Source organism: Nonomuraea aurantiaca (genome assembly GCF_020215705.1).
Taxonomy (GTDB): Bacteria; Actinomycetota; Actinomycetes; order Streptosporangiales; family Streptosporangiaceae; genus Nonomuraea; species Nonomuraea aurantiaca.
Window position 1 is genome coordinate 29,012 of the sequence record NZ_JAIWNB010000043.1, and the last position, 23,600, is coordinate 52,611.

The following is a 23,600-nucleotide window of genomic DNA, read 5'->3' on the forward strand; positions in this document are numbered from 1 at the left end:
GGCCCTGAGGACGCATGGCCTCAGGTGTGGTCAAGCGTCGCGGGCAGCCGGCAGGGGTGGTGATCCTCCTCGCCGGCATCTGGCGGGCGAGCCTCAGATTTCGCCGATCACCTGGGCGCCGAGCTCACTCTGGAGGAGGGCCATCCCGGAGCGCGCGTCGACGTCCGCGTCGGCGTCGTTCAGCGGGTCGACCTCGTCGGCCTCCGGGCCCTTCCGGCGATTGGGGACAGCCTCGGGCCAGGCGGCCGTGCCAGCCTGCTGCCTGGTGGCGGGGGCCCTGGGACCCGCTTGGGCGGCTGCCTTGGCGGCCGACCTCGCGGCGGCCAGCCCCGTACCGGGCGAGCCCGTACCCACGCCTACGCTGACGGCCCGTCCCGCACCTTGCGGCCGGACACCGGAGGTCGAGTCGGTGGGGTCCGGGGTGGGCGGAGAGCCGGGACTCGGATCGTCAGGCGCGTCCGGCCAGGACTCGTCCGTCGTCGGACGGCCACCGCTCGGGGACGCGTGGTCGGCCGGTCCGGGTGGTTGGCCCGCCTCCTGAGAGCCGGAGTCGTCGTCCGTCGAGCCATGCGAATGAGCACGGCTGTGCCCCGACTGAGCACCGCTCTGCGGAGCCGTCGCAGAGCCCGGCTGGTTGTACCGGGCAACGCTCGACTGCGACGGATCCGTCTGCGGACCCGAGTGCGAGCCTTGGTGCGAGCCCGACTGCGGGCCCGAGTGCGGTCCCGACTGGGGACCCGCGTGGGAGCCCGACTGAGGCCCCGGCCGCGAGCCCCCGGAACCCTGGGGGACCGGGGAGCCGCCTACGACCGCCTCAACCCGCCAGGTGCCGCCGAACACGTCGCCCAGCGCGCTGGCCACCACCGCGTCCTTGCCGCCGCCCGTGAAGTTCTTCATCGCGCCGACCTGACCGAAACCGAGCGTGACCAGGTTGCCCTCGATGCCCACCACCTGGGCGTTGGTGCTCACATTGGCCCAGACGACGATGCTGCGCTGCTTGAGCGCGGCCAGTACGGCGGGCCACTGCTGCTGGACCGCCCCAGCACCACCCCCGGCCACAGCTCCGCCAGGAGCCGCACCCTGGTGAGACGATGCCTGCCCATGGGACGCCTGGCCGTGGGACGCCTGGCCTTGGGAGGACGACGCCCCCTGAGGGGCGCCCGCATGCGACGACGGCCCGTGGGACCCGGCGCCGGGCGACGACGCTGCCTGGGGGGCTGACTGCGCGGGCCGACCGGGGCGAGCCGGCTCCGGCCAGTCATCGGCACTGTCCACCTGGGGCGCCAGGCTCGCGGAAACACCACCCGCCGAACCACCCACCGCCGGAGCGTCGACCTGCGCGCCTCCACCAGCATGAGCGCCGTCCCCAGTCTGCGGGGCACCGCTCGCGTAGCCAGCACCACCGGCATACGCAGGCCCGCCACCCTGCGCGGGATCACTCGCGTACGCAGCACCACCAACAGGCGATGCGGCCCGGGCGGCCATCTGGGCGACGGCGCCGCCGCGTTCGAGGCGTTCGAGGCGGGCGAGCAGGGCGTCCTCGCCCTGCGACGCGCCGGGCAGCAGAACGCGGGCGCACATCAACTCGAGCAGGAGCCGCGGCGAGGTCGCGCCGCGCATCTCGGTCAGGCCGGCGTTGAAGATCTCGGCGGCCCGCGTGAGCTCGGCCGGGCCCATGGAGCCGGCCTGCTGGACGAGGCGATCCAGCTCGTCGGCCGGACGATCGAGCAGGCCACTGCTCGCGGCCTCGGGGACGTTCGCCAGGATCACCAGGTCGCGGAAGCGTTCGAGCAGGTCGGAGGCGAAGCGGCGAGGATCGTGGCCGCCCTCGATCACCCGGTTGACGGTGTGGAAGACCTGCGCCCCGTCACGGGAGGCGAACGCCTGGACGACCTCGTCGAGCAGGTCACCATCGGTGTAGCCGAGCAGCGACACAGCCTTGGCGTAGGTGATGCCGTCGTCCTCGGCCCCGGCGAGCAGCTGGTCGAGGATGGACAGGGAGTCACGCGCGGATCCGGCTCCGGCGCGTACGACGAGCGGCAGGGCGGTCGGCTCGAACGGTACGTTCTCCGCGAGCAGGATCTCTTCGAGCAACGCGCGCAGCGTCGCCGGCGGCATCAGCCGGAAGGGATAGTGGTGGGTCCGCGACTTGATGGTGCCGATGACCTTTTCCGGCTCGGTGGTCGCGAAGATGAACTTCAGGTGCGGCGGAGGCTCCTCGACGAGCTTGAGCAGCGCGTTGAAACCCTCGCGGGTCACCATGTGCGCCTCGTCGATGATGTAGATCTTGTAGCGCGCGGAGACGGGTGCGAAGAAGGCCCGCTCGCGCAGGTCACGCGCGTCGTCCACGCCACCGTGGGAGGCGGCGTCGATCTCGATGACATCGAGGTGGCCCGGCCCGGTGGGGGCGAGCGCGACACACGACTCGCAGACACCGCACGGGTCGGGGGTGGGGCCCTTCTCACAGTTGAGCGAACGCGCCAGGATGCGGGCGCTGGAGGTCTTGCCGCAGCCACGCGGCCCGCTGAAGAGATAGGCGTGGTTGATACGGCCCGTGCGCAGCGCCTGTCGGAGCGGATCTGTGACGTGCTCCTGACCCTTGACCTCGGCGAAGGTCCCAGGTCGGTACCTGCGATAAAGCGCAAGGCTCATGCGACCATCCCGCCTGCGAGGGGGCTCTCAACGAAGAGACCCCCCGCACACCCGCCAGAGCCCGCTTATCCTTGCTGCCTTCCGGCCCTGGGGAGGTTCACAGGATGACGCCGCGCGAGGGGTCCTTGGACAGTCTAGCCACATCCAGCAGTGCTCGCTGCAGCCAAATCGTGGTCTCGCCGGACGTAAATCATGGTCTCGTGACGTACGGGAGTCCGGTAAGCTACTCGGCGGAGGATTCGCCTAGTGGCCGAGGGCGCACGCTTGGAAAGCGTGTAAAGGGCAACCTTTCAGGGGTTCAAATCCCCTATCCTCCGCTCCTGGTTGAGGCAGTGAATGCGAAGGGGCCGACCCCATCCAAGTCGGCCCCTTCGTTGTGTCCAGTCTTGGCTTCTTCGGAGGGCTCGTCACCCTCCTCGCCCAGTTCCCAGCGGCCAGCGCCGCCCGGAGCCGGGCCACGTCCAGGCGGCCCCGTTTCAGCCCGTCGTACAGGGCACCGTGACCATGCCGATGCTCAGGGGCCGGCGCCAAGTCCACCAGCGTCTTGACCGGCTCGTCGGTGCACAGCACCGCTTCGGTCAGTTCGAACAGCTCATCGGCCCGCGCGGTCAAGCACGCGTACAACACCACGCACCGACATCGCCTACCTGCCGGTCACCGACCTCAGCCCCAGCATCGTCGCCATCACCTGGCCAGAAGGCTCCCGCTCCCGCGCCGTAGCCGCCTTCGTCGCAGCCGCCACCCAGATCGCCGCCCGCGACCCCGACGCACTCGCAACGCTACCGTGACCAGCCCTGCCGCCACGCTTCAAGGTGTACGTGATCAATGGGGAAGAGGCGTTCTTCGGCTACTACGCCGTAGCGAAGCACACCGTGGCGCTCGGCGGCGGGCCTGTCGAGAGTCAGTGATGATCGGGCCGAGCGGCTCGCCGGAACAACACCAGTCTTGTCAGAGTTGGCGATCCTCAAGGATCAACGACGCGACGCCCGGGCGCCTGGACCTTGGGAGAGCCGTGCGACTCGCGGCTGATGGGCGCACTGGCGGCCCGCCGAGTCGGTCGGCGGAAAACGGTTGTACGGGATCGCGTTCGGGTTGATAGCGTGCGGAAACCGTGACAGACCACGAGGAGGTGAGACCCATGAACGCTGTATCGATGTGGGTGCTCCCCTTCGTCGTCACGGTCGGGCGATTGACGTAGGTGTCGCCGGGAGCGCCTGGACAAGGCAATCCCGAAAGGTGACAACCTATGAACCCTGTGCATTTCACTTCGGGCATGGACGAGCATGCCGTAGTCATCACGCGGGTCGCGGACAGGCAATGGCACGCCGTGGAGGACGACCTGACGGTCGGCCGCGGCGACGTCTCGCACAGGCCCGACGGACGGACCTTCCTCAGCATCGACGCGTGGCACGGCGCGGTCTTTGACCAACTCGCCGATGCCATGCTGGCGGACCTGCCGAAGCCGCTGTACACGGTGGTCGACGAAACCGACCTCGACCTGACGTCCCAATGGGAACGAGCCGGCTTCAGGACCAGACGCCGCGAGTGGGAGTACCTCGTACCCACCGACCCGCAGGTCACGGGACTCGGCTCAGCGCTACCGCCGTCGGACGTGAGGATAGTGGCCGTCGGCGAAGCGCAGGAGGGCCCTTTGCGCACGTTGGACCGGGTGATCCGCGACGAGGTCGAGGCCGCCGTCGGATGGCAGGAGATGCCGGCTGAGGTGTTGCCCCTCCCGGCCGGCGTTACCGTGCTGGACCCGTCGAAGTACGCGGTGGCCGCACAATCGGATGGATATGTGGGGCTGCTCCGGGTGGCGCCGGTCATCCGGCAGCCACGGATCGGGCTGATCGCAGTCCGGTCCGACCAGCACCGCCGCGGTATCGCCCGGGCGCTGCTCGCCCATGTGCTGGGTTCGCTGCACCGCTGCGGGATCGAAACGGCATCGGCCGAGGTGAACGAATCCAACCGGGCGGCCATGGCGCTCTTCGAGGGCGTCGGCGCCCGACGTGCGGGCAGCAACCTGGAGCTGGTGCTCCGCTGACGCTCCACCCATCACGCGGGACGGTCGGGTCACAGCCGCCGTCCGCGACAACCGCGCCTGCCGAGGCGCCTCGATCACGGTCGCGGCAACAGAATCCGTTTCCGCACCGACCTCACAGCCACTCCGGAGAAATCATGGCAAGAAAAGCAGGCGGCATCGAAGTGGAGGGCACCGTCGTCGAGTGCCTACGCAACGCCACCTTCAAGGTAGAGCTCGAGAACGGGCACAAGGTGCTGGCGCACATCAGCGGGAAGATACGGAAGAACTACATAAAGATCTTGCCGTATGACCGGGTGCTCGTGGAGCTCAGCCCCTACGACCTCACCCGCGGCCGAATCCTCTACCGATACAGGTAACGGCGGGCCCCGGTGTTACAGCCAGATCTTGCGCTGCACTTAGCCGCGTGCTGGGCGCGGAAGACCGGCTGTAACACTCCGGGGCAACATCCCGGTATTGCAAGCATCCGTACGCCCTCGTGTCAGCCTTCGTTCGGCTTGAGGGCCTGGACGATGGCGGAGTGGAGTCCGCCGCCGGTGTCGGTGGTGAGCGTGACGCGGACGCTGGTGAAGCCCACCTCTCGTAGTAGTCGCTCGTACTCGCGGGCGGTGAGGGTGCCGTTGGCGCAACCGACGTCCTGCTCGGCGGCGATGCGCTGGTCGGGGTTCAAGTCGTCGTCGGCGATCACGTCACTGATGCCCAGGCGGCCCCCGGGTACCAGGACGCGGAAGGCCTCGGCCAGCACCGCGGGCTTGTCAGTGGAGAGGTTGACGACGCAGTTGGAGATGACCACGTCCACGGCGGCCGCCGGCAGCGGGATGTGCTCGATGTGGCCGTGCAGGAACTCGACGTTCTTCGCTTCGGCCTGTTCGGCGTTGGTGCGGGCCAGGGCGAGCATGTCGGAGCTGGCGTCCAGGCCGTAGGCGCGGCCGGTGGGGCCGACGCGGCGGGCGGACAGAAGTACGTCCAGACCGCCGCCGGAGCCGAGGTCCAGCACCGTTTCGCCAGGGCGAAGGTCGGCGACGGCGAGCGGATTGCCACAACCGAGACTGGCGCGCAGGGCTGCCTCTGGCACCTCAGATGCGTCGCTGTAGGCGGCGGAGCCGAAACAGCCGTCGGTGAAGGCGCCGGCCGCGCAGTCCAGTGGCGTGCCGCCGGACGCGGCCAGCTGGGCCAGCGCGGAGTAGCGCTGGACGGTGGCCTCACGCCTGTCGGGGGGTTCACTCATCGGTATCTCCTGACGCGGGCGTACAGATGGGCGGCTTGGGAGCGGGACGGCCCATGACGAGGTCGGCTGCGCTGGGAAAGCACTCCACGCACACGGTGTTGATCCGGTAGAAGGCCGAGGTGCCGACACGTTCAACCAGCACGAACCGCACCTCGGACAGAATCCTGAGGTGCGCCGAGACGGTGGACTGACCCACATCGACGGCCTCGACGATCTCGCCCACGCTCATCGGCGCGCCCCGCCGGGCCAGCAGCGAGACGATCTGCACGCGGGTGGCGTCGGCCAGGGCCTTGAACCAGGAGGCGTACTCGGCGGCGGTAGGCCGATCGAGCGGCCCCTTCTCTCCATTCATCGTTAATCGACGATAGACGATGAAGAAAGGCTGCGGAAGCCCCAGAGGACGCCATTCCCTGCAGGAATGAGAGCGGCCGGACTCAGCAGAGAGTTCAGATGACGATGGGACTACGACGCTCGATCAGCACGACGTCCCGCCAGATGCCGTGGTGGCGGCCGATGCGTTCGCGGGTGCCGATCACCCGGAACCCGGCGCGGGCGTGCAGGGCCAGGCTGGCGGTGTTCTCCGGGAAGATGCCGGACTGGATCGTCCATACGCCCGCGGCCTCGGTGGAGGCGATCAGTGCCCGAAGCAGCGCCAGGCCGACGCCACGGCGGCGGGCACCAGGGTGCACGTAGACCGAATGCTCGACCACTCCGGCGTAGGCACTGCGGGCCGAAACGGCCGATGCGGCGGTCCAGCCGAGTACCCGGCCGGTCGTGCCGTCGAGGGCGACGTGGCGGTGGCCGGCCAGCTTGGACGCGTCGAACTGGGGCCAGGTGGGGGCGGTGGTCTCGAAGGTGGCCTGACCTTCGTCGATGCCGAGCTGGTAGACGGCCAGCACCTGATCGGCGTGAGAGGCGCGCAAGGGCTTGATGAGTGGCCCGTGGGCCGTCCCGTCCAGGTTCGTGGTGACGCTCACCTGATCGCCGTGTCCGCGGGAGCGGAGGTGAGGTCGGCGATCAGCGCGCGCACGCGGGCCTCGATCGCGTCCCGGATCGGACATACGGCTTCGACGCCCTGCCCTGCCGGGTCGTCCAGCACCCAGTCCTCGTAGCGCTTGCCGGGAAAGATCGGGCAGGCGTCGCCGCAACCCATGGTGATCACGACGTCGCTGGCCTGGACGGCATCGACCGTGAGCAGCTTGGGGATCTCGGCGGAGATGTCGATGCCACGCTCTGCCATCGCCTCCACCACGGCCGCGTTCACGTCCTCGGCGGGTGCGGAACCGGCCGAACGCACGCGTACCCGGTCGCCGGCCAGGTGGGTCAGGAAGGCGGCGGCCATCTGGGAGCGGCCGGCGTTGTGCACGCACACGAACAACACCTGCGGCAGCACGTCAGGCTGGTCGGGCACGGGTTTCTCCTATCGAGGCCGATCGGCGGCGGCTTGGTGGGTGGAACCGGAGACGGGCCGCGGGCTGTTCGGGTAGAGCAGGACCAGCAGCAGGCCGCCCAGTGCGGCACCGGCCAGTTGGGCGGCGATGAAACCGGGCACGGAAGCAGGGGCGATCCCGGCGAAGGTGTCGGTGAACGCCCGGCCCAGGGTGACGGCCGGGTTGGCGAAGCTCGTACTGCTGGTGAACCAGTAGGCGGCACCGATGTAGCCACCGACCGCGACCGGGGCCAGGGCGGCGCGGCCTTGCCGGGCCAGCGCGAAGATGACCACGATGAGCCCGGCGGTCGCCACCACCTCACCCAGCAGCAGGTGCGGTGCCGACCGGTCATGGGCCGAGATCTGAACGGCCGGGAGCGCGAACATGGCGTTCGCCAGGACGGCCCCGGCGACGGCTCCGGCGACCTGGGCGGGTATGTAGGCCGCCACCTCCCGGCCGCGTACCGCCGGTACAGCGTCGCGGCGGGTGAGTACCCAGGCCGCGACGGAGACGACCGGATTGAAGTGCGCGCCGGACACGGGTCCGAGGATCAAGATGAGCACCGCCAGGCCCGCTGCGGTGGCCAGACTGTTGGCCAGCAGCTGTACGCCGACGTCACGCGACAGATCGGCCGCCATGATGCCGGAGCCGACCACCACCGCCACCAGGGCGGCGGCGCCGGCGAACTCGGCCAGCGCCCGGCGCGCCAGGTTCACCGCACGTCCGCGGCAAGCGTCTCGGGCATGGCCAGTACGCCGGTCAGGCGCTTGAGCGTGGCCGGGACGATCCAGTAGTAGACCCAGGTGCCGCGCCGCTCGCTGTCGATGAGACCGGCCTCGCGCAGCACCTTGAGATGGTGCGAGATCGTCGGCGCGGTGACCGTGAAGACCCCGGTCAGCTCACACACGCACACCCCCTCACCCACCTGGCGGCCACTCTCGTGGGCACCGATCAGGGACAGCAGCCGCAACCGGATCGGGTCGCCCAGCGCCTTGAACACGCGCGCCGTCTCGGCGGCCTCGTCTTCGGTGATCGGCTCCGCGATCAGCGGCGTGCAGCATCCGGAGGCGATCACCGGCAGCTCCTGCTTCGACATATCTCTAATTTGACAGACTTCTAAGCAGGAGCGCAAACTCGAGACTGTTTAGACATCCGTCGAAACAAGGAAACGGGAGATCGTCATGTCACGCGTCCAGCTCGCCCTCCGCGTCGCCGACCTGGAGAGCTCGATCATCTTCTACTCCAAGCTGTTCGGCACCGAGCCGGCCAAGCTTCGTCCCGGCTACGCCAACTTCGCCATCGCCGAGCCTCCGCTCAAGCTGGTGCTGATCGAGGGAGAAGAGGGAGAGGCGACCCGCATGGACCACCTCGGCGTCGAGGTCGAGGACACCGCCCAGGTCGACGCCGCCACCCAGCGGCTCAAGGACGCCGGCCTGGCCACCTTCGAGGAGAACGACACTGCCTGCTGCTACGCCCTCCAGGACAAGGTGTGGGTGCACGGCCCGGGGGCCGAGCCGTGGGAGGTGTACGTGGTCAAGGGCGACGCCGACACCCTGACCAAGGAAACCGACTCAGCCTGCTGCACCCCGGCCACCACATCGGGCGACTGACCGGCCCATCGAACCGGTCAACACCTCGGAGAACCCTGCTGCGGACGTCAGGCTTGATTGGGCCAGGCGATGTCGTCAACCGCCAGAAACGGCTCGCCGGCCACGGTCGCGGGGGTCACCCCGGTGAACGCCACGACGTCCCGATGCAGGTGGGACTGGTCGGCGTAGCCGGCGTCGGCCGCGACTCGGGCCGCGCCTTCGCCCGCGACCAGGCGGTGGGCGGCATGGTCGAAGCGGACCAGCTTCACGGCGCGCTTGGGCGGCAGGCCGAGCTGCGAGCGGAACCGGGACCACAAGCGCTTACGGCTCCATCCGGCCTCGGCCGCCAGCCCGTCGACCCGGACCAGGCCACGGCTGCCGACGATCTGGCCCCAGGCCCAGACCACCTCCGGGTCCACCGGCGGCGACCCCGCCTCGTACCGGCGGGCGAGCAGGGCGTCCGTCAACGCGAAGCGTTCCTCCCACGACGAGACCTCGCCCAGTCGCTCACGGATCCGTGACGCTTCCCGGCCCCACAGATCGTCGAGGGCCACCACGGCACCGTCGAGTTCGGCGGGGGAAGTGCCCAGAACCGCGCGGGCGATCACCGGGGACAGGCGCACCTGTACGCACTCGACGTTCTCCCCCCGCGCCCAGACCGCGCCGCCGGATCCGATCCCGGGCCCGGCGACGACACTTCCCAGCTGCTGCCGCCCGGCGGCGTCGTTCAGGACGGGCGAACCGGCGCCGAAGTCCAGCAGCAGCGTCACGGCCGGGTGGGGGACCATCCGGAGCGAGTCGAGGTCACGGACCCGGAACCCGGCCATGGTGACACCGGCCACCCGGCTGGGCCGCTGCGGGGATGCGACCTCCCACACGGCCGCACCGTGGACGAACGTCCGCACCGTCCCATGCTATGTGCACCGGCTGAGGGGGACATTTATCCAATCCACCGGCGCCTGCCGGCGGCGACAGTGGCCTCATGACCATTTCTGACGGCCTGAAAGGCCACGACGAGGCCCTGTCCCTGGACGGCGATGACATCTACGTGTGCCAGGACGGCCCCCACGACGCCCCCGTGCTCCTGCTCATCCACGGATCCGCATCCTCGACCCGCTCATGGGACGCGCTGGTTCCGCTGCTGACCAAGTCCCATCGCGTCATCCGGATCGACCTTCTCGGGCACGGCCGGTCGGCCAAACCGGCCGACCGCAGCTACGCGACCCCTGAGCAGGGACGCCGGGTGGGCGCGGCGCTGGACCGGCTCGGCGTCGAGCACGCCATCGTCGTCGGCCACTCCAGCGGCGGCGCGGTCGCCACCGCCCTCGCCGAACAGCGACCCGACCTGGTGACCGCGCTCGCGCTCGTCAACACCGGACCCAGCCTGGCCGCCTTCATCGCATCGGAGTCCGCCGCGATCGCACCCTCGCAGTGGCCGCCGACCGACAGACAACTCCGCCAGTTCGCGAGCACCGCTTTCAGCCGCGCGGGCTATCAGATCCCCCCAGAGCTCCTGAACGAAGTACGCGCGATGACCTACCACACCCTCACCGCGACGATGCAGGGCATCCGCGAGTATCTGGAGCAGCAGGCGCTCCCGGACCGGCTGACGCCCCTCGGCAAGCCGCTGCTGGTGATCTTCGGTGAGGACGACCGGAGATGGCGATCCTCATCCGCCGCCGACTACCGCGCCGTTCCGGGCGCGACAGTCGAGTTGCTGCCCGGTCTCGGACACTCACCCATACTCGAGGATCCGCTGCGGACCGCCACACTCCTCCTGGCCTTCACCGCACGGGCGAACTGAACGAGCTGATCACTGTCCCCATTTCGGCAGCCAGACCTCGGTGTCAGGTGCGTCCGCTCGTCTGGAGTCGAGGTAGTCGCGGAGTTTGACGAGCGCCGGATGCGGGTTGTCGTCGCGCCAGATCAGTGACATCGGGTAGACCGGTGCCGGGTCACGTACCGGTATGCGCCGCAGGTCGTAGCTGTCCGGCCACAGATACCGCGAGCCTTCGCCGACAAGGGTCGCCAGTTCCGAGGAGTCCGCGATCTCGGCCAGCAGAGCCTCGATGCCGAAGCTGGGCCCCACCATGTCGATCGTGAGACCGAACGCGGCGGCGAGTTCCTCGTAGTAGCCGGCCCATTCGGTTTCGGGGGCCATGCCGGGCATCCAGATTCGGTGCCCGGCGAGTTGCGCGGGCGTGACGGCATGAGCTTTGGCGAGCGCGTGGCGGGGTCCGACGAGTAGTTGGTGCGGCTCGTCGATCACTCGGGCAGTCCTGATCGAGTCTGGCAGCTGCTGCGCGGGAACGGTGACAGCGTGGAACGTGGCGTCGATCGTCCCAGCCTCGACAGCGGCGATCGCGGCATCGACGTCGGCCTTCAGGGTCACGACGGCAAGCTCGATCTCCGGATGCGTTCGGTAGAAGTCCTGCAGAAGCACCCCGGCCGCGACCCGCCGGTTGACGACGTCGACGCGTAGAGCACGCCGGCCAGGACGTACGGACGCGTCGGCCCGCTCTTCCACCCGGAGCAGTTCGCGGGCGTGGGGCAGGAACGCCTGGCCGTCGACAGTGAGCTGGGCGCCGCGCGCCGTACGGGTGAACAGGCGCACCCCGAGGCCTTTCTCCAGCGCGGCGATGCGCTTGGAGACGGCCTGCTGGGTGATCGACAGCTCTGCGGCGGCTTCCTGGAACTGGCCGGCGTCCGCGACGACGACGAAGGTACGTACGGCGTTGAGATCCACGCACCAAACGCTACTCGTACAACATGAGGTTGTGGCTCGCCGCCAATTCGGTTGTTTGATCCGCCTTCTCCGCCTTGCTTTGATCAGAGCGGTCAACAGCAAGTTGTTCGAAGCAGGGAGATGCGGAGAATCGTGGCTAGACGCTCCTTGGGCCGGCAGTTCGGGTGGCTGTGGGCGGCGTACGCGGTCAGCGCCTACGGCTCTGGCCTCGGATTCGGGGCATTGCCGCTGATAGCCGTGCTGGTGCTGGACTCCAGCCCGGCCCAGGTATCCGCGCTGTCCGCTGTGGGGCCGGCAGTGGGCGCGCTGATCGCGTTGCCGCTCGGGCCGTGGGTGGATTTTCGCCGCAAGCGGCCGATCATGATCGCGATGGACCTGGCGCGATTCGCGGCCATGATGACGATCCCGGTCGCGTACGCCGTCAACCGGCTCAGTTTCGTCCAGTTGCTGGTCGTCTCGGCGGTGATAGCGGCGGCCAAGATCGCCTTCAACGCGGCCAGTGGCGCCTACCTCAGAACCCTCGTCCGGCCGGATGATCTGCTCGTGGCCAACTCCCGGTTCGAGTCGACGACGTGGAGTTCGATCGCGATCGGGCCGCCGCTGGGCGGGGCGGCGATGGGCCTGTTCGGACCGGTGACCACCGTGGTGGCCGATGCGCTCAGCTACCTGTTGTCCGCACTGGGGATCAGCGCTGTACGCGGCCGAGAAGTACCTCCGCGGCGAACAACCGGCAAGAGCCGGGCCCGAGCCGGCGAGCTGCTCGACGGCTGGCGGCACATCCTGACCCATCCCGGCCTGCGGGCGCTCTATCTCAACAACCTGATCGTCAGCGGACTGATCATGGCCACCGAGCCGCTGCTGGCCGTGCTCATGCTCCGCGAGCTCGGGTTCTCCCCCTGGGAGTACGGCCTCGCCTTCGCCGCCCCCTGCGTCGGCGGACTCATCGGCTCACGTCTTGCCCGCCGTGTCGTGGCACGGTACGGCCAGCACCAGATCCTCCGTACGGTCGGCACGCTGCGCGCGGTCTGGCTGATCGGCCTCGCCTTTGTCCGTCCCGGTGTCGCCGGCCTGGCAATCGTGATGGCGGTCGAGTTCGCGATCATCATCAGCATGAGCCTGTACAACCCGGTACTCGCCACCTACCGACTGGAACACACTCCCCAAGACCGCACCGCCCGCACCCTGTCGGCCTGGTCGATCAGCAGCAGCGCCGCCATCGCCGGCTTGAGCGCGCTCGGTGGACTGCTCGCCGACGCCACCAGCCCACGCACGGCCATCACGATCGCGGGACTGCTCATCCTCGCCAGCCCGCTGCTGCTGCCCCGCCGCCAGGTTCCTGAACTCGCACCCGACTGCCGGCCGCAGGCGGCTTCAGACGCAGCCAGACCACGACTGAGCTGAGCTGTTGGCGCGGCGGGACAAGACTCGCGCTTCGCACGCCATTCCCTTTTCGCGCGCAACGGCCGGCCGAGGGCCTTGCTCGATGCGTAAATCAAAAACCCGACATGGGGCGCGTCCGAATTATCGGGTAAGCGCAGGTGCGACATCATGAACAGCGGAAATGACACCAGGTGAGCGTGTCGATACGCATCATCAATGGTCCGATAATAACCACGCGTCATGACGCGGAGTGTGAATGCACCTGTCGTTCTACAGATCGTCATCCATGTTTGTAAGCGTTGCGTTTCCCCCGGACGGGACGGATCATTTCGATCATGGGTTGTGCCGCCGCCCAAGGGGGTGAGTCCACACCGCTACGTGCTCAGGAAGGACGATTCATGATCCGTCGCGCACTGGTCGCCGCAGCCCCGGCCACCACTGCGCTCGTCGCCTTCCCCGCCGAACCCGCCGCCTATGTGAACCTCTACCGAAGCCATTGCTGAGCGGAACGGTAAGGCTGGGCAGCTCGTTTCCGACACCCCTGCCGCGTTCCATCTTTCCGTTTTTCTCGTCATCAGGAAGGACGACTCATGATCCGTCGCGTAATCGGGGTCGCGGCCTTGGCCGCCGCCGCGCTCACTGTCGTACCGACCACCGCGCAGGCCGGCACGCAGGGTTTCCGCTGCCCGGCCGGCTACCAGTGCAACACGGCGTACTACTCCGACTCCGCGTACACCAATTTGGTCGGAGCCAAGACGGAATTCTGCGACGGTGAGGTCTCGAGCTGGGGCAAGATCACCCGCTACAGCGAGTGGACCTCAAGCCCCTGCGGCTGAGCGAAGATCTCCGGCGGGGTCGCGCATCGGCGGCCCCGCCGATTTCCGCCCCGCCGAAGCGGCCGGGCAAACGTCGGCCACCACCACCGGCCCGTTGTGAGCTCGCTCACAACGTGTCACAGCCGAGCAGGGCATGCCGTCTTAGAGGCCATGACAAACTCGGAGCAGACCTCGGTATTGATCACTGGAGCCAACAAGGGGCTCGGCCTCGAAGCGGCCCGGCGGCTTGGCGACCAGGGTTGGACGGTCTTTCTCGGCTCGCGTGACGAAGGCCGCGGGCAGGCGGCCGCCGACAAGCTGACCGCCGGTGGCGCGAACGTGATCATGGTCCCGCTTGACGTGACCTCGGACGAATCCGTCTCCGCCGCCGTCCGGCTCGTCCGGGAGCACACCGATCGGCTGGATGTGCTGATCAACAACGCCGGCGCGCCGGGAAAGGCCATCGCGCCGGCTGAAGCGACGGTGGACGAGATTCACTCCGTCTACGACACCAACGTGTACGGACCGATCAGGGTCACGCAGGCGTTCCTTCCCTTGCTGCGGGCGGCCGACCATCCGCGGGTGGTGATGGTGTCCAGCGCCGTCGGTTCCTTCGCGGTCGTGACCGACCCGGAACAGCCCGTCTCGAAATTCCACGAGCTCGCCTACAGCTCGTCGAAAGCGGCGCTGAACATGATCACCGTCCGGTACGCCCAGGCGCTCCCGGAGATCAAATTCAACATGGCCACTCCCGGAGAAGTCGTCAATCACAAATTCGCCGCCACCGACATGAACCATCACACCGGGCAGCTGACGGTCACCGAAGGCACCGACTCGATCGTGAGACTCGCGACGATCGGCGCCGACGGGCCGACCGGGATCTTCATCGATCGCCTCGGCCCCATCGCCTGGTGACCGCCGCGCACCCGTGATCGACGGGCCGAGGGCCCCGGATACCCTGCTCGAAGAACGAGATGAGCCGCGGTACGCGAGTCGGTGGGAGGGGTTCCGTGCCTGGACCAGCGGATGAGACGGGCGCGATCGCGTACCGCCCGTTGCTGTTCTCCATCGCCTACGGGATGACCGGGTCAGTGGGAGACGCTGAGGACATCGTGCAGGACGCGTTCCTCGGCCTGACCCGGGCGCGCCAGGCCGGAACCACGATCGCCGACCTGAAGGCGTACCTGACGACGACGGTGACGCGGCTGGGCATCGACTACCTGCGGTCGGCGCGGGTGCGGCGGGAGACGTACGTGGGGGAATGGCTGCCCGAGCCGGTCGTCGTGTCGGCCGATGGGCCGGGGCCGGTCGAGCACGCCGAGCTGGCCGACTCGCTGTCGATGGCGTTCCTCGTGCTGCTGGAGTCCCTTTCGCCGGTGGAGCGGGCGGTGTTCATGCTGCGCGAGGTGTTCGGGTACGGCTACCCGGACGTGGCCAGGACCACCGGCAAGACCGAGGCGAACTGCCGGCAGATCTTCACACGCGCCAGGCAGCGCATCGCCGCCGGGAGGCGGGGGCATGACAGCCCGCCGCCCCCGGCGCGGCGGGCGGAAGGCGAGAAGCTCGCCCGCAGGTTCTTCGAGGCCGCCGCGGGCGGTGACATGGACGCGCTGCTCGGCATGCTCGCGCCCGACGTCGTGTTCCTTGGGGACGGCGGCGGCAAGGCACAGGCGATCGGGAAGCCGGCGACCGAGCCACAGCGCGTCGCGCAACTGCTCGTCGGCGGGTTCCGCCGGGTCCAGATGCTCGGCGTCTCCTTCCGGCCGGCCTGGGTCAACGACCGGCCGGGCGCCGTGATGTACGACGCCGAAGGGCGCGTGGCCAGCGTGGTCGAGCTCGACATCGCCGACGGCGTGGTCCAGACGATCCACTCGGTGTCCAATCCCGACAAGCTTCGCCATCTCGGACCGGTATCTGATGTGGCGCGCCTGCCGAAGAAGCGTCCGAGCTGACGTTCCCGGACAAATTGGGCATTGACGGAAAATTCTTACATGTTTTGATGGATCAGGTCGGAAAGTTTCACCACCTCATCGGGGGACCCTGCAGAGCCCACCCCAAGGAGGACGCGCATGGTGCGCCGCCAGCCCACTGATCCCCCACCCATCGACTTACTCGCCTCCGTCCAAGGAGAGGTCTCCTGGTTCTGCTGCGGCACAGCCTGGGGACCGTGCAGCACCACCGGCAAGGGAGCCTGCGGCACCTGCAACTCGGGCAGCCTCCAGCACGCCTGGCCCAACACCTCCGACGCCTGCTGGGCGATCACCCACCCCGACACCTGCGGCTTCAACCTCTCCCGGCGGACCTGCGGGTTCCAGCACCGGATCACGGCGCTGTGCAGCGGCACCAGCGTCGTCACCGCCATCGCCGACTGCGGTCCCCAGACGGACCTGTTCTGTGGTGAGAAGAGCTGCTGCGGCGCGACCTGCGCCAGCAACCGCCTGATCGACCTCACCCCGGCCGCCTACAGCAAGATCGCCAGCCTCTCCGCCGGCCTGAGGCCCTGCGAGATCTCGACCCCCTAGGGAGCTGACGATGACCAGCAGACGCCAAATGCTCAAGTCCGCCCTGCTCGGGGGCGGGGCCAGCGTGGTCGCCGCGACCGCGCTGGGCTCGCTCGGCCCCGAGGCGGCGTTCGCGACGGCCGGGGCGCCCGAGGTGGAGCCCGGCACCGTGGACCCCAACTTCGCCGAGGGCCGGATCCGCTCCATCAAGGACAACACGCTCCTCGTCCTGGGCTCGAACATGGTCTTCCACAACATCCGGGTCGTGGACGGCACGAGCCTCTGGAAGCTGGGGCCCGTCCCCTTCGAGCAGGCCAAGCCGGGTGACGGCCTGTACGCCCGAGGCGTGCGGATGCCCGACGGGGTGCTCGCCGCCGAGGCGGTGTGGCTCAACATCGTCAACATCAAGGGCCACATCAAGAACATCACCAGCGACAAGATCCACCTCGACCACAACGGCCAAGAGGTCCTCTGCCACGTCGTGCCGGGCAAGTCGGTCGCCGTCCACTCCGAGTCACCGCCGTCCGCGGACCTGTCGATGCTGCGGGTGAGCCAGCACGTGCAGATTCTCGGCGCGTGGCGGCCGGACACCAACGAGGTCGACATCGCCACCGTCTTCTCCCCCCACTAGGAGCGACACATGCAAGGGATCGCCGCGCTTCAGCCGTACGTGATCGCCCTCTTCCTCGTCTGGGCGGCCCTGATGAAACTGTTCAGCCGTCGAATGCGGGCGGAAGCCGGACGGACCGCACTGGCCCGGCTGGTCGGCTCGGCGCGCGCGATCCCCACGCTCCGCCTCGTCGGGGTGGTGGAGCTCGCGGTGGCGGCCGCACTGCTGCTACCGCCCGTCACCCCTGAGGAGGGCGCGGCCGCCGCCGTGCTCTCGGCGGGGTTCCTCGCCTATCTCGCCTACGCGTACGCGGCCGCGCCCACGTCGTCGTGCGGCTGCCTGGGCGCGCACTCCCATCCCGTGGACTGGCGTGCCTTCGCCCGCGCCGGACTGCTGTGCGCCGCGGGCGTCGCGGCGATCTGGGCGCGGCCGTACCCGCTGGATCCCCCGCTCGTCGCGCTGGGCCTGGTGGAGGTCGTCGCCCTGCTGGGCCTCTCGGCGGAGCTGGACCGCCTCTGGCTGAGCCCACTGCGCCAGCTCCTCGTACGACTCCGTCAGCCGCTGGCCGTGCGCTCGCCGGCGGAGATCCCGCTGGAGGTCTCGCTGCACCTGCTCTACCTCAGCCCCGCCTACTGCTCGGCGTCCGCGCAGCTCACCTCGGACGTCCAGGACGTGTGGGACGAGGACGGCCTGCGGTTCGTGGTGTACGGGGCGCGCGAACGGACGGCCGTCTTCTCCATCCCCCTCGCCGGAGCCGACCCCTCGACCGTCCGCGTCGCGCTCACCTGATCAGGGCGTCTGGCCATCGGCGCGCGCCTATGCCGGTGCCAGGGCCTTGGAACGGTCGGCGATGAGGTGGACGGCGATGCCCGCGAGCACGGTCCCCATGAGGTACCGCTGGATCCGCAGCCAGAGCGGGCGGCCGGCCAGGAAGGCCGCCAGTGTGCCCGCCGACACCGCGATCAGGGCGTTGACCAGGGTGCCGATGAGGATCTGCACCGAGCCGAGCGCGAGGCTCTGCAGCAGCACGTGTCCCATGGCCGGGTCGATGAACTGCGGCAGCAGCGAGAGGTACAGGATCGCGATCTTCGGGTTCAGCAGGCAGGTGAGCAGGCCCATGGCGAAGAGCTTGCGCGGCGGCTCGATCGCCAGCTCGCGCGGCTCGAAGGCGGAGGTGCCGCCGGGCCTGACGGCGTTCCAGGCCAGCCAGAGCAGGTAGGCGGCGCCGGCCAGCTTGAGCACGGTGTAGGCGGCGGGTACGTACGCGAAGATCGCCGTCAGGCCCAGGCAGGTGGCCGTCAGATAGACGGTGAACCCGAGCGCCACCCCGATGAGGGAGATCAGGCCGGCCCGGCGGCCCTGGGTGATGGAGCGCGACACCAGATAGATCATGTTCGGCCCTGGGGTGAGAACCATGCCCAGCGACACCAGCGCGATTCCCAGCAGTCCACCCGTCATATGGGCACATTAGCGGACATTGTGTCCGTGCATCTGTGAATACTCTGGGTAACCGGACGCTATGAGAGGTTCACAGGTGGCATCTAAACGCCCCTTTCGGGAAGCTGTCATCCGAGCAGCACCCGAGAAGGGACCTCAGCGATGGACTTCAGGGACGACGTCAACCTCGATTCCTCACAGGTGGAGGACGTTGGCGGTAGTGGAGGAGGTGGGGGCGGCGGCGGTGGGTTCCCAGGTGGCATGGTCATCGGCGGCGGCGGCATCGTCAGCCTGATCGTGCTCGTCATAGTCTTCGTCGTGAACAACCTGGGCGGCGGAACCGACCAGCCGGCGCAGCAGCGGCAGCCGTCCTCGAACCTGTCGCAGCAGTGCCGGACCGGCAAGGACGCCGACCAGTCGGAGAAATGCCGGGTGGTCGGTGTGGTCAACAGCATCCAGGACTACTGGAAGACCCAGATTTCTGACTATCGCCCGGCGAAGACCGTCTTGTACTCCGGCAGCCTGCGCACCGCCTGCGGCGCGGCCAGTTCGGCGGTCGGCCCCTTCTACTGCCCCGGCGACCAGCGCGTCTACCTGGACCTGAGCTTCTTCGACCAGTTGCAGAGTCAATTTGGCGCAAAAGGCGGACCATTCGCACAGGCGTATGTAATTGCCCACGAGTACGGACACCACGCCCAGGACCTCCAAGGCGAGCTCTCCCAGGGCAACTCGGTGGCGACGGAGTTGCAGGCCGACTGTTACGCGGGCGTGTGGGCCAAGCACGCCGTCGAGACCGGCTTCTACGACAAGCCGTTCACCACCGCGGAGATGGCCGAGGCGCTCGACGCGGCGGCGGCCGTCGGCGACGACCGGATCCAGCAGCGTACGCAGGGCAGGATCGACCCGGAGTCGTTCACCCACGGCAGCTCCGAGCAACGCGTCAACGCCCTGAATCGCGGTTACAAGATCGGCGAACCGGCAAAATGCGCGCAGGCCGATCTTGTTTAACGGCGCGTAGAACACGAGTAATCGGATTCTCTCCTAAAATCATTGGGGTGATCTTTAAGCTTGTCGGTGACGGACGTCCTTATCCCGACCATGGTCTGACGCCCAGAGAGTGGGCGCAGATCCCCCCACGGCAGGTCCGGCTCGACTCGTTGATCACCACGAAGGCCATGCTGGACCTGCATTCCCTGCTCGCCGCCGACTCCACGTTCTACGGCGACCTCTTCCCGCACGTGGTGCAGTGGCAGGGTGAGTTCTACCTGGAGGACGGGTTGCACCGGGCGCTCCGGGCGGCCCTGCACCAGCGCTCGATCCTGCACGCCCGGGTCCTGGAGATGGTGCCCCGCTGAAAAAGAATTGTCGGACCCCTCCGGCAGGATGCCTCCATGGTCTCTTTTCAACTGGTGATCGACTGCGCCGACCCCGGACGGCTGGCGCGCTTCTGGGCCGACGGCTTGCGTTATGAGCTGGAGGAGCCGCCGGGCCACTTCGACACCTGGCGAGACTACTGGCAGAGCATCGGCGTGCCGGAGGAGGAGCTCGACGACGGAGACTGCTCCGACAGCATCGTCGATCCGGAGGGCGGGGGCCCGCGGATCTGGTTCCAGCAGGTGCCTGAGGGCAAGGTGGTGAAAAACCGCTTCCACCTCGACATCAAGGTGGGCGGCAAGCGGGAGGAGGTCCCGCTGGCGATCCGCAGAGAGCGCGTGGACGCCGAGGTGGCGCGGCTGGTCCGCGCGGGCGCCTCCGTCGTACGCGTGCTCGCCGAGCCCGGGGTGGACCACTACGCGGTGGCGATGGCGGACCCGGAGGGCAACGAGTTCGACGTCGTCTGAGGGTTGGTGCGATGGGATGGATGAGGCTACTGCCCGAGCGAAGTTCCTGGCAGCACGCAGCGCCAGGCTGGCCACCGTGGACGGGCAAGGGGCGCCGCACCTCGTGCCCGTCGTCTTCGCCGTGGCGGACGACATGATCGCCTTCGCCGTGGACGACAAACCGAAACGGACGACAGACCTCCGCAGGCTTCGGAACATCGCGAGCAACAACCAGGTCTGCGTCCTGGTCGACCACTACGCCGACGACTGGCGGCGCCTGTGGTGGGCGCGAGCCGACGGCACGGCCGCGCTCGTCGAAGACGACACCACACGCGGCCAGTGGCTCGACCGGCTGGCCGCCCGCTACGACCAATATGTGGAGCGACGCCCCGCCGGCCCGGTGGTCGCGATCACCGTCGCGCGGTGGAGCGGCTGGGCTTACGACGATTAGGGGGACGATGTCCGGCAGCCGCCTTCGGCTCGGCGCCTGCCTGTCCCTGTCGGGCGAGTACGCCAGATTCGGCAGGCAGGCCGGGCTCGCCCTGGACATCTGGCGGTCCACGACCGGCGCGGCGGACCTCCGCATCGAGGACGACGGCAGCGATCCCGAGCGGCTGGCAGCCCTCCTCCCCAGGGTTTCGGCGGAGTGCGACCTCCTGCTCGGCCCCTACTCCACCCTGCTCATGCGGAGAGCGGGAGCCATAGCCGCGGCCCTGGATCGCCTGATCTGGAACCACGGCGGATCAGGCGACGACGTGGAGACCGCCCACCCCGGCCACATCGTGTCCGTGCCGACGCCGGCCGGCCGCTACGCGGAGCCCTTCGTCCGGCACCTCGCCGCCCGCGAGGATCCCCGCCCGCTCCAGATCCTCTCCGGCAAGGGCGCCTTCGGCCGTCAGGCCGCCGACGGCGCCGAGCGCCTGGCGCGCGCCCTCGGGATGCACCCCATCCGGCACCACCCGAGCCCACCGGAAGCCTGGGACCTCCGCTCATTCGAAGAGGGTTGGGACCTCTTCTGCGCCGGCTCGTTCGAAGAGGACGTGGCGACCGTCAATCGCGCCAGATCCCTGCCGACGCCCCCGCGGACCGTGTGCGCTGTGGCCGCGGGCGTACGCGAGTTCGGCCAGGCCGTCGACGATCCTCTGGGCGTCTATGGGGTCGGGCAGTGGTTTCCCGGCGGAGGCGGTCACGTCGAGCTGCCGTCCATCGCCGAGGACGACTTCCTGGCCGCCTACCGGGAGCGCACCGGTTCGCTCCCGGACTATCCAGCCGTACAGGCCGTCGCCGCCGCGGTCATCGCGACCCATTGCGCCCGGCAGGCCGGCAGCACGGCCCGTGAGGCGCTGTGGTCCGCCGCCACGACGTTGGAGATCACCACCCTGTTCGGCGCCTTCAAGATGGATCCCCGCACGGGAGCCCAGGTCGGGCACCAGACGACACTCACCAGATGGGGCGCCGAAGGCCCCGCCATCGCAACGTCAAGGTCCCGTCACTCGCCGCCGTAGCAGAGTCCTCGCTCGGCCTGGCCTCAGCTTTGCGGGCGCTCACCCAGGGCCTCGGCCCAGCCCATGTCCTCGTACGTGACCTGCAGTGTCGGCGCCGATGCCCCTTGTGCGCGGAACTCGTAGGAGAGCAGCTCCGCCGTGTCGTCGTCCACGATCAGTCGAGCCTCGCCTGCGGCGTCCCCATTCCCTGCCGTGGCCCGCGCCAGGGCGACCCCGGTGCGCCCCAGCGAATCGGCGACTTCTCCCAGCGACTTGATCGCAGGCTGTTCGGCAAGCAGCCGGTAGAGGGCGGATCGGGTCCCGGGGCTGATCGGACCGGCCAGCAGGTCCTGCGCCGCCGACCACACGTACTCGGCGAACTCTGGCTTGGCGGGCCACCAGTCGCTTGCGGGCTCCTCGTCGTACAGCCGCCGCAACTGGCTCTCCAGCCTGTCCTCGCTGGTCTGCAGCTTGAGCAGTTGCCGGACGGTGAACCTGTGTGTGCCGATCTGAAAATGGAGCTCCATGTCGTAGTCGTTGGTCGACGGCTTCTCTTCGGCCAGGGCGGGCGAGCCCAGTTGCTTCCACTTCGCCTCGTCCGCCGAGGAAGCGAAGGCGACCTTCGGGTCCTGACCCGTCACGGTTCGGCTGGGCGCGCCTTTTTCGCTCGCGTACCAGCTGTCCTGGGTACTCGCCACGGTCGCCGAGAAGGGGATCTTCTGCCGTTGCGGCTTTCTGAATTTCTTCCCGTAATAATGCGGCGGCTGGGAGGTGCGTTGACGGGTGTACCAGTAGGGGCCTGACGTGGCCGGCTCGCGGGCGGCGGTCTCGGCTGCGGCCAGCAGGACGGACCGAGCGTCCAGGGATTGTGTACGGGGGGAATGCGAGGACCGTGAACCGTCCCCGGAGGGCGGCGCACTGGCGATCGATGGCGGGCCGGCCGGGACGACTCCGCCGCTGCCCAGAACCACGACGACGGCTGCCGAGGCAAGGGCCGTTCCGGCGATGGCCCCCACCACGGCACGGGTCCGCCTGGCCCGGCGTCCCCGGCGTACCAGAGCCGACACCGGCGCGGGCGTGATCGGTTCACGCTGAGCGAGAGTCCGCAACGCCCGTGCGAACTCTTCATGATCGTTCATCGCGTTGCCTCCTGGTTGTCCCGCAGAGCCGTGCGCAGCCGCGCCATCGCTCTGGAGTGCTGACTCTTGACTGTGCCGACCGTGCAGCCGAGGGACGCCGCGACCGCTTTCTCCGTCAGGTCCTCGTAGTGCCGGAGCACGACGATGGCGCGCTGCCTGCGCGGCAGGGAGAGCAGCGCGCGGCGTAAATCCTCGTGCGGCTCGTACGGCCCGGACCGAGGATCGGCGTGATCAGGCGGGTCGGCAGTGGGCAGTTCCCGTTGACGTCGCCGCCACCAGCTGACGTTCCCATTGACCAGCATGCGGCGCAGATAGGCATGCGGGTCGGTGGGACCTACGCGTCGCCACCGCACGTACAGCCGCACCAGGCAGTCCTGGAGCAGTTCCTCGGCCCGGTGACGGTCGCCGGTGAGCAGGATGGCCACAGCCATGTGCTGGCTCCAGGCCGCCTCGGCGAAGGCGGCGTACGCGGCGTCTTCCGTTGGATCACTCACATGGCCTCAACGCGGAGGTGCCGGAAAAAGGTTGGCAGAAGGCCAGAATTGTTTCCGCGCCTCGTACCGGCCGGGGCCGCCGATGAGGGTTCGGGTGGTGGGTGGTCGATGGCGTCCCATCGAGTGGTGTAGTTCGTGACGATCAGTCACCGAGGTCTGGCAGAAGGTGAGCCATCGTGTGACGGTCGAAGGGAAGCGCTCATTCTTCCCGGAAGGACACGCTCACGATGGCTC

Annotated in this window: 28 protein-coding genes, 1 tRNA gene, 1 other RNA gene and 1 pseudogene; 17 read left to right on the forward strand and 14 right to left on the reverse strand. The window is 68.7% G+C overall.

The genetic code is table 11. The annotated features are described in order from the left end of the window. Positions 1 to 93: 93 nt before the first annotated feature. On the reverse strand, positions 94 to 2,652 hold the full coding sequence (locus LDL49_RS51210) for a DNA polymerase III subunit gamma and tau (RefSeq protein ID WP_225302241.1): 2,559 nt from the start codon (positions 2,650 to 2,652) through the stop codon (positions 94 to 96). Between the two features lie 31 nt (positions 2,653 to 2,683). Then, an RNA gene (gene ffs, locus LDL49_RS51215) (signal recognition particle sRNA small type) lies at positions 2,684 to 2,779 on the reverse strand. A 105-nt stretch (positions 2,780 to 2,884) separates the two neighbouring features. Between ffs and LDL49_RS51220 the strand changes: the two genes are divergently transcribed. Next, positions 2,885 to 2,969 (forward strand) — tRNA-Ser (locus tag LDL49_RS51220). A 124-nt stretch (positions 2,970 to 3,093) separates the two neighbouring features. On the opposite strand, the pseudogene LDL49_RS59550 reads toward LDL49_RS51220, so the two are convergent. Next, positions 3,094 to 3,282, reverse strand: a pseudogene (locus LDL49_RS59550) (transposase); the annotation flags it as partial. A gap of 643 nt (positions 3,283 to 3,925) precedes the next feature. On the opposite strand from LDL49_RS59550, the gene LDL49_RS51230 reads away from it, so the two are divergent. Both LDL49_RS51230 and infA read left to right on the forward strand, forming a co-directional pair. Further along, on the forward strand, positions 3,926 to 4,696 hold the full coding sequence (locus tag LDL49_RS51230) for a GNAT family N-acetyltransferase (RefSeq protein ID WP_225302242.1): 771 nt from the start codon (positions 3,926 to 3,928) through the stop codon (positions 4,694 to 4,696). Between the two features lie 134 nt (positions 4,697 to 4,830). Beyond that, positions 4,831 to 5,052: a translation initiation factor IF-1 gene (gene infA, locus LDL49_RS51235; protein WP_225302243.1), complete on the forward strand. Its 222-nt coding sequence runs from the start codon at positions 4,831 to 4,833 to the stop codon at positions 5,050 to 5,052. A gap of 122 nt (positions 5,053 to 5,174) precedes the next feature. On the opposite strand, the gene LDL49_RS51240 is transcribed toward infA, so the two are convergent. The 6 genes from LDL49_RS51240 to LDL49_RS51265 form a co-directional block, all read right to left on the reverse strand. Beyond that, positions 5,175 to 5,921 (reverse strand): methyltransferase domain-containing protein, encoded by a 747-nt coding sequence (locus tag LDL49_RS51240; RefSeq protein WP_225302244.1) that lies wholly within the window; start codon positions 5,919 to 5,921, stop codon positions 5,175 to 5,177. Next, positions 5,914 to 6,273 carry an ArsR/SmtB family transcription factor gene (locus LDL49_RS51245; RefSeq protein ID WP_225302245.1) on the reverse strand — a complete coding sequence of 120 codons (360 nt, stop codon included), beginning with the start codon at positions 6,271 to 6,273 and terminating at the stop codon, positions 5,914 to 5,916. Before LDL49_RS51245 ends, LDL49_RS51240 begins: the two co-directional genes overlap by 8 nt. Positions 6,274 to 6,367: 94 nt before the next feature. Beyond that, positions 6,368 to 6,898 (reverse strand): GNAT family N-acetyltransferase, encoded by a 531-nt coding sequence (locus tag LDL49_RS51250; RefSeq protein ID WP_225302246.1) that lies wholly within the window; start codon positions 6,896 to 6,898, stop codon positions 6,368 to 6,370. Next, the gene (locus LDL49_RS51255; RefSeq protein WP_225302247.1) at positions 6,895 to 7,332 is read right to left on the reverse strand and encodes an arsenate reductase ArsC; all 438 of its coding nucleotides are present in this window, start codon (positions 7,330 to 7,332) and stop codon (positions 6,895 to 6,897) included. Before LDL49_RS51255 ends, LDL49_RS51250 begins: the two co-directional genes overlap by 4 nt. A gap of 9 nt (positions 7,333 to 7,341) precedes the next feature. Then, entirely contained in the window at positions 7,342 to 8,067 is a 726-nt protein-coding gene (locus tag LDL49_RS51260; protein WP_225302248.1) for an aquaporin, read from the reverse strand. Beyond that, the gene (locus LDL49_RS51265) at positions 8,064 to 8,447 is read right to left on the reverse strand and encodes an ArsR/SmtB family transcription factor (protein WP_225302249.1); all 384 of its coding nucleotides are present in this window, start codon (positions 8,445 to 8,447) and stop codon (positions 8,064 to 8,066) included. The genes LDL49_RS51260 and LDL49_RS51265 overlap by 4 nt, the downstream gene beginning before the upstream one ends. Positions 8,448 to 8,532: 85 nt before the next feature. Between LDL49_RS51265 and LDL49_RS51270 the strand changes: the two genes are divergently transcribed. Further along, positions 8,533 to 8,961: an ArsI/CadI family heavy metal resistance metalloenzyme gene (locus LDL49_RS51270; RefSeq protein ID WP_225302250.1), complete on the forward strand. Its 429-nt coding sequence runs from the start codon at positions 8,533 to 8,535 to the stop codon at positions 8,959 to 8,961. 47 nt (positions 8,962 to 9,008) lie between these two features. Here the strand turns inward: LDL49_RS51270 and LDL49_RS51275 are convergent, their stop codons facing one another. After that, entirely contained in the window at positions 9,009 to 9,845 is an 837-nt protein-coding gene (locus tag LDL49_RS51275; RefSeq protein WP_225302251.1) for an AraC family transcriptional regulator, read from the reverse strand. 77 nt (positions 9,846 to 9,922) lie between these two features. Between LDL49_RS51275 and LDL49_RS51280 the strand changes: the two genes are divergently transcribed. Then, complete coding sequence (locus tag LDL49_RS51280; RefSeq protein ID WP_225302252.1) at positions 9,923 to 10,744, forward strand: alpha/beta fold hydrolase; 822 nt, start codon at positions 9,923 to 9,925, stop codon at positions 10,742 to 10,744. A gap of 9 nt (positions 10,745 to 10,753) precedes the next feature. Here the strand turns inward: LDL49_RS51280 and LDL49_RS51285 are convergent, their stop codons facing one another. Continuing rightward, entirely contained in the window at positions 10,754 to 11,686 is a 933-nt protein-coding gene (locus tag LDL49_RS51285; RefSeq protein ID WP_225302253.1) for a LysR family transcriptional regulator, read from the reverse strand. Between the two features lie 132 nt (positions 11,687 to 11,818). On the opposite strand from LDL49_RS51285, the gene LDL49_RS51290 reads away from it, so the two are divergent. From LDL49_RS51290 to LDL49_RS51320, 7 genes are all read left to right on the forward strand, one after another. Further along, complete coding sequence (locus tag LDL49_RS51290; RefSeq protein ID WP_225302254.1) at positions 11,819 to 13,087, forward strand: MFS transporter; 1,269 nt, start codon at positions 11,819 to 11,821, stop codon at positions 13,085 to 13,087. Positions 13,088 to 13,656: 569 nt separating this feature from the next. Then, on the forward strand, positions 13,657 to 13,902 hold the full coding sequence (locus LDL49_RS51295) for a DUF6289 family protein (RefSeq protein ID WP_225302255.1): 246 nt from the start codon (positions 13,657 to 13,659) through the stop codon (positions 13,900 to 13,902). A gap of 150 nt (positions 13,903 to 14,052) precedes the next feature. Further along, positions 14,053 to 14,796: an SDR family oxidoreductase gene (locus LDL49_RS51300; RefSeq protein WP_225302256.1), complete on the forward strand. Its 744-nt coding sequence runs from the start codon at positions 14,053 to 14,055 to the stop codon at positions 14,794 to 14,796. A gap of 95 nt (positions 14,797 to 14,891) precedes the next feature. Then, on the forward strand, positions 14,892 to 15,833 hold the full coding sequence (sigJ, locus tag LDL49_RS51305; protein ID WP_225302257.1) for an RNA polymerase sigma factor SigJ: 942 nt from the start codon (positions 14,892 to 14,894) through the stop codon (positions 15,831 to 15,833). Positions 15,834 to 15,950: 117 nt separating this feature from the next. Beyond that, entirely contained in the window at positions 15,951 to 16,403 is a 453-nt protein-coding gene (locus tag LDL49_RS51310) for an RlpA-like double-psi beta-barrel domain-containing protein (RefSeq protein WP_225302258.1), read from the forward strand. 10 nt (positions 16,404 to 16,413) lie between these two features. Further along, the gene (locus tag LDL49_RS51315; protein ID WP_225302259.1) at positions 16,414 to 17,013 is read left to right on the forward strand and encodes a cell wall protein; all 600 of its coding nucleotides are present in this window, start codon (positions 16,414 to 16,416) and stop codon (positions 17,011 to 17,013) included. 9 nt (positions 17,014 to 17,022) lie between these two features. Then, positions 17,023 to 17,781, forward strand: coding sequence for a MauE/DoxX family redox-associated membrane protein (locus LDL49_RS51320; protein ID WP_225302260.1), 759 nt, complete (start codon positions 17,023 to 17,025; stop codon positions 17,779 to 17,781). Between the two features lie 27 nt (positions 17,782 to 17,808). Here the strand turns inward: LDL49_RS51320 and LDL49_RS51325 are convergent, their stop codons facing one another. After that, a complete protein-coding gene (locus LDL49_RS51325; protein WP_225302261.1) occupies positions 17,809 to 18,450 on the reverse strand; it encodes a LysE family translocator in 642 nt (213 codons plus the stop codon). A 141-nt stretch (positions 18,451 to 18,591) separates the two neighbouring features. Here LDL49_RS51325 and ypfJ point away from each other — a divergent pair, with 141 nt between their 5' ends. From ypfJ to LDL49_RS51350, 5 genes are read left to right on the forward strand one after another with little or no spacing between them, the layout of a single operon-like run. After that, positions 18,592 to 19,437, forward strand: coding sequence for a KPN_02809 family neutral zinc metallopeptidase (gene ypfJ, locus LDL49_RS51330; RefSeq protein WP_225302262.1), 846 nt, complete (start codon positions 18,592 to 18,594; stop codon positions 19,435 to 19,437). A 47-nt stretch (positions 19,438 to 19,484) separates the two neighbouring features. Beyond that, positions 19,485 to 19,784, forward strand: a complete 300-nt coding sequence (locus tag LDL49_RS51335) for a type II toxin-antitoxin system VapB family antitoxin (protein ID WP_225302263.1) — start codon at positions 19,485 to 19,487, stop codon at positions 19,782 to 19,784. 36 nt (positions 19,785 to 19,820) lie between these two features. Further along, the gene (locus LDL49_RS51340) at positions 19,821 to 20,270 is read left to right on the forward strand and encodes a VOC family protein (protein WP_225302264.1); all 450 of its coding nucleotides are present in this window, start codon (positions 19,821 to 19,823) and stop codon (positions 20,268 to 20,270) included. A gap of 16 nt (positions 20,271 to 20,286) precedes the next feature. After that, positions 20,287 to 20,700 (forward strand): TIGR03668 family PPOX class F420-dependent oxidoreductase, encoded by a 414-nt coding sequence (locus LDL49_RS51345; protein WP_225302265.1) that lies wholly within the window; start codon positions 20,287 to 20,289, stop codon positions 20,698 to 20,700. A gap of 7 nt (positions 20,701 to 20,707) precedes the next feature. Next, the gene (locus tag LDL49_RS51350; protein WP_225302266.1) at positions 20,708 to 21,754 is read left to right on the forward strand and encodes an ABC transporter substrate-binding protein; all 1,047 of its coding nucleotides are present in this window, start codon (positions 20,708 to 20,710) and stop codon (positions 21,752 to 21,754) included. Between the two features lie 23 nt (positions 21,755 to 21,777). Here LDL49_RS51350 and LDL49_RS51355 read toward each other — a convergent pair whose 3' ends face one another. Both LDL49_RS51355 and LDL49_RS51360 read right to left on the reverse strand, forming a co-directional pair. Beyond that, positions 21,778 to 22,872: a CU044_5270 family protein gene (locus LDL49_RS51355; RefSeq protein ID WP_225302267.1), complete on the reverse strand. Its 1,095-nt coding sequence runs from the start codon at positions 22,870 to 22,872 to the stop codon at positions 21,778 to 21,780. Continuing rightward, entirely contained in the window at positions 22,869 to 23,366 is a 498-nt protein-coding gene (locus LDL49_RS51360; protein ID WP_225302268.1) for a SigE family RNA polymerase sigma factor, read from the reverse strand. Before LDL49_RS51360 ends, LDL49_RS51355 begins: the two co-directional genes overlap by 4 nt. Positions 23,367 to 23,600: the final 234 nt, after the last annotated feature.

Bases quoted from the DNA above. Each gene is read 5' to 3' on its own strand.
- LDL49_RS51355 (WP_225302267.1), bottom strand. From the start codon at position 22,872: ATGAACGATCATGAAGAGTTCGCACGGGCGTTGCGGACTCTCGCTCAG.
- LDL49_RS51340 (WP_225302264.1), top strand. From the start codon at position 19,821: ATGGTCTCTTTTCAACTGGTGATCGACTGCGCCGACCCCGGACGGCTG.
- LDL49_RS51300 (WP_225302256.1), top strand. From the start codon at position 14,053: ATGACAAACTCGGAGCAGACCTCGGTATTGATCACTGGAGCCAACAAG.
- LDL49_RS51240 (WP_225302244.1), bottom strand. From the start codon at position 5,921: ATGAGTGAACCCCCCGACAGGCGTGAGGCCACCGTCCAGCGCTACTCC.
- LDL49_RS51320 (WP_225302260.1), top strand. From the start codon at position 17,023: ATGCAAGGGATCGCCGCGCTTCAGCCGTACGTGATCGCCCTCTTCCTC.
- LDL49_RS51350 (WP_225302266.1), top strand. From the start codon at position 20,708: ATGTCCGGCAGCCGCCTTCGGCTCGGCGCCTGCCTGTCCCTGTCGGGC.
- LDL49_RS51265 (WP_225302249.1), bottom strand. From the start codon at position 8,447: ATGTCGAAGCAGGAGCTGCCGGTGATCGCCTCCGGATGCTGCACGCCG.
- LDL49_RS51245 (WP_225302245.1), bottom strand. From the start codon at position 6,273: ATGAATGGAGAGAAGGGGCCGCTCGATCGGCCTACCGCCGCCGAGTAC.
- LDL49_RS51345 (WP_225302265.1), top strand. From the start codon at position 20,287: ATGGATGAGGCTACTGCCCGAGCGAAGTTCCTGGCAGCACGCAGCGCC.
- LDL49_RS51315 (WP_225302259.1), top strand. From the start codon at position 16,414: ATGACCAGCAGACGCCAAATGCTCAAGTCCGCCCTGCTCGGGGGCGGG.
- LDL49_RS51230 (WP_225302242.1), top strand. From the start codon at position 3,926: ATGGACGAGCATGCCGTAGTCATCACGCGGGTCGCGGACAGGCAATGG.
- LDL49_RS51325 (WP_225302261.1), bottom strand. From the start codon at position 18,450: ATGACGGGTGGACTGCTGGGAATCGCGCTGGTGTCGCTGGGCATGGTT.
- LDL49_RS51270 (WP_225302250.1), top strand. From the start codon at position 8,533: ATGTCACGCGTCCAGCTCGCCCTCCGCGTCGCCGACCTGGAGAGCTCG.
- LDL49_RS51295 (WP_225302255.1), top strand. From the start codon at position 13,657: ATGATCCGTCGCGTAATCGGGGTCGCGGCCTTGGCCGCCGCCGCGCTC.
- LDL49_RS51280 (WP_225302252.1), top strand. From the start codon at position 9,923: ATGACCATTTCTGACGGCCTGAAAGGCCACGACGAGGCCCTGTCCCTG.
- ypfJ (WP_225302262.1), top strand. From the start codon at position 18,592: ATGGACTTCAGGGACGACGTCAACCTCGATTCCTCACAGGTGGAGGAC.
- LDL49_RS51310 (WP_225302258.1), top strand. From the start codon at position 15,951: ATGGTGCGCCGCCAGCCCACTGATCCCCCACCCATCGACTTACTCGCC.
- infA (WP_225302243.1), top strand. From the start codon at position 4,831: ATGGCAAGAAAAGCAGGCGGCATCGAAGTGGAGGGCACCGTCGTCGAG.
- LDL49_RS51210 (WP_225302241.1), bottom strand. From the start codon at position 2,652: ATGAGCCTTGCGCTTTATCGCAGGTACCGACCTGGGACCTTCGCCGAG.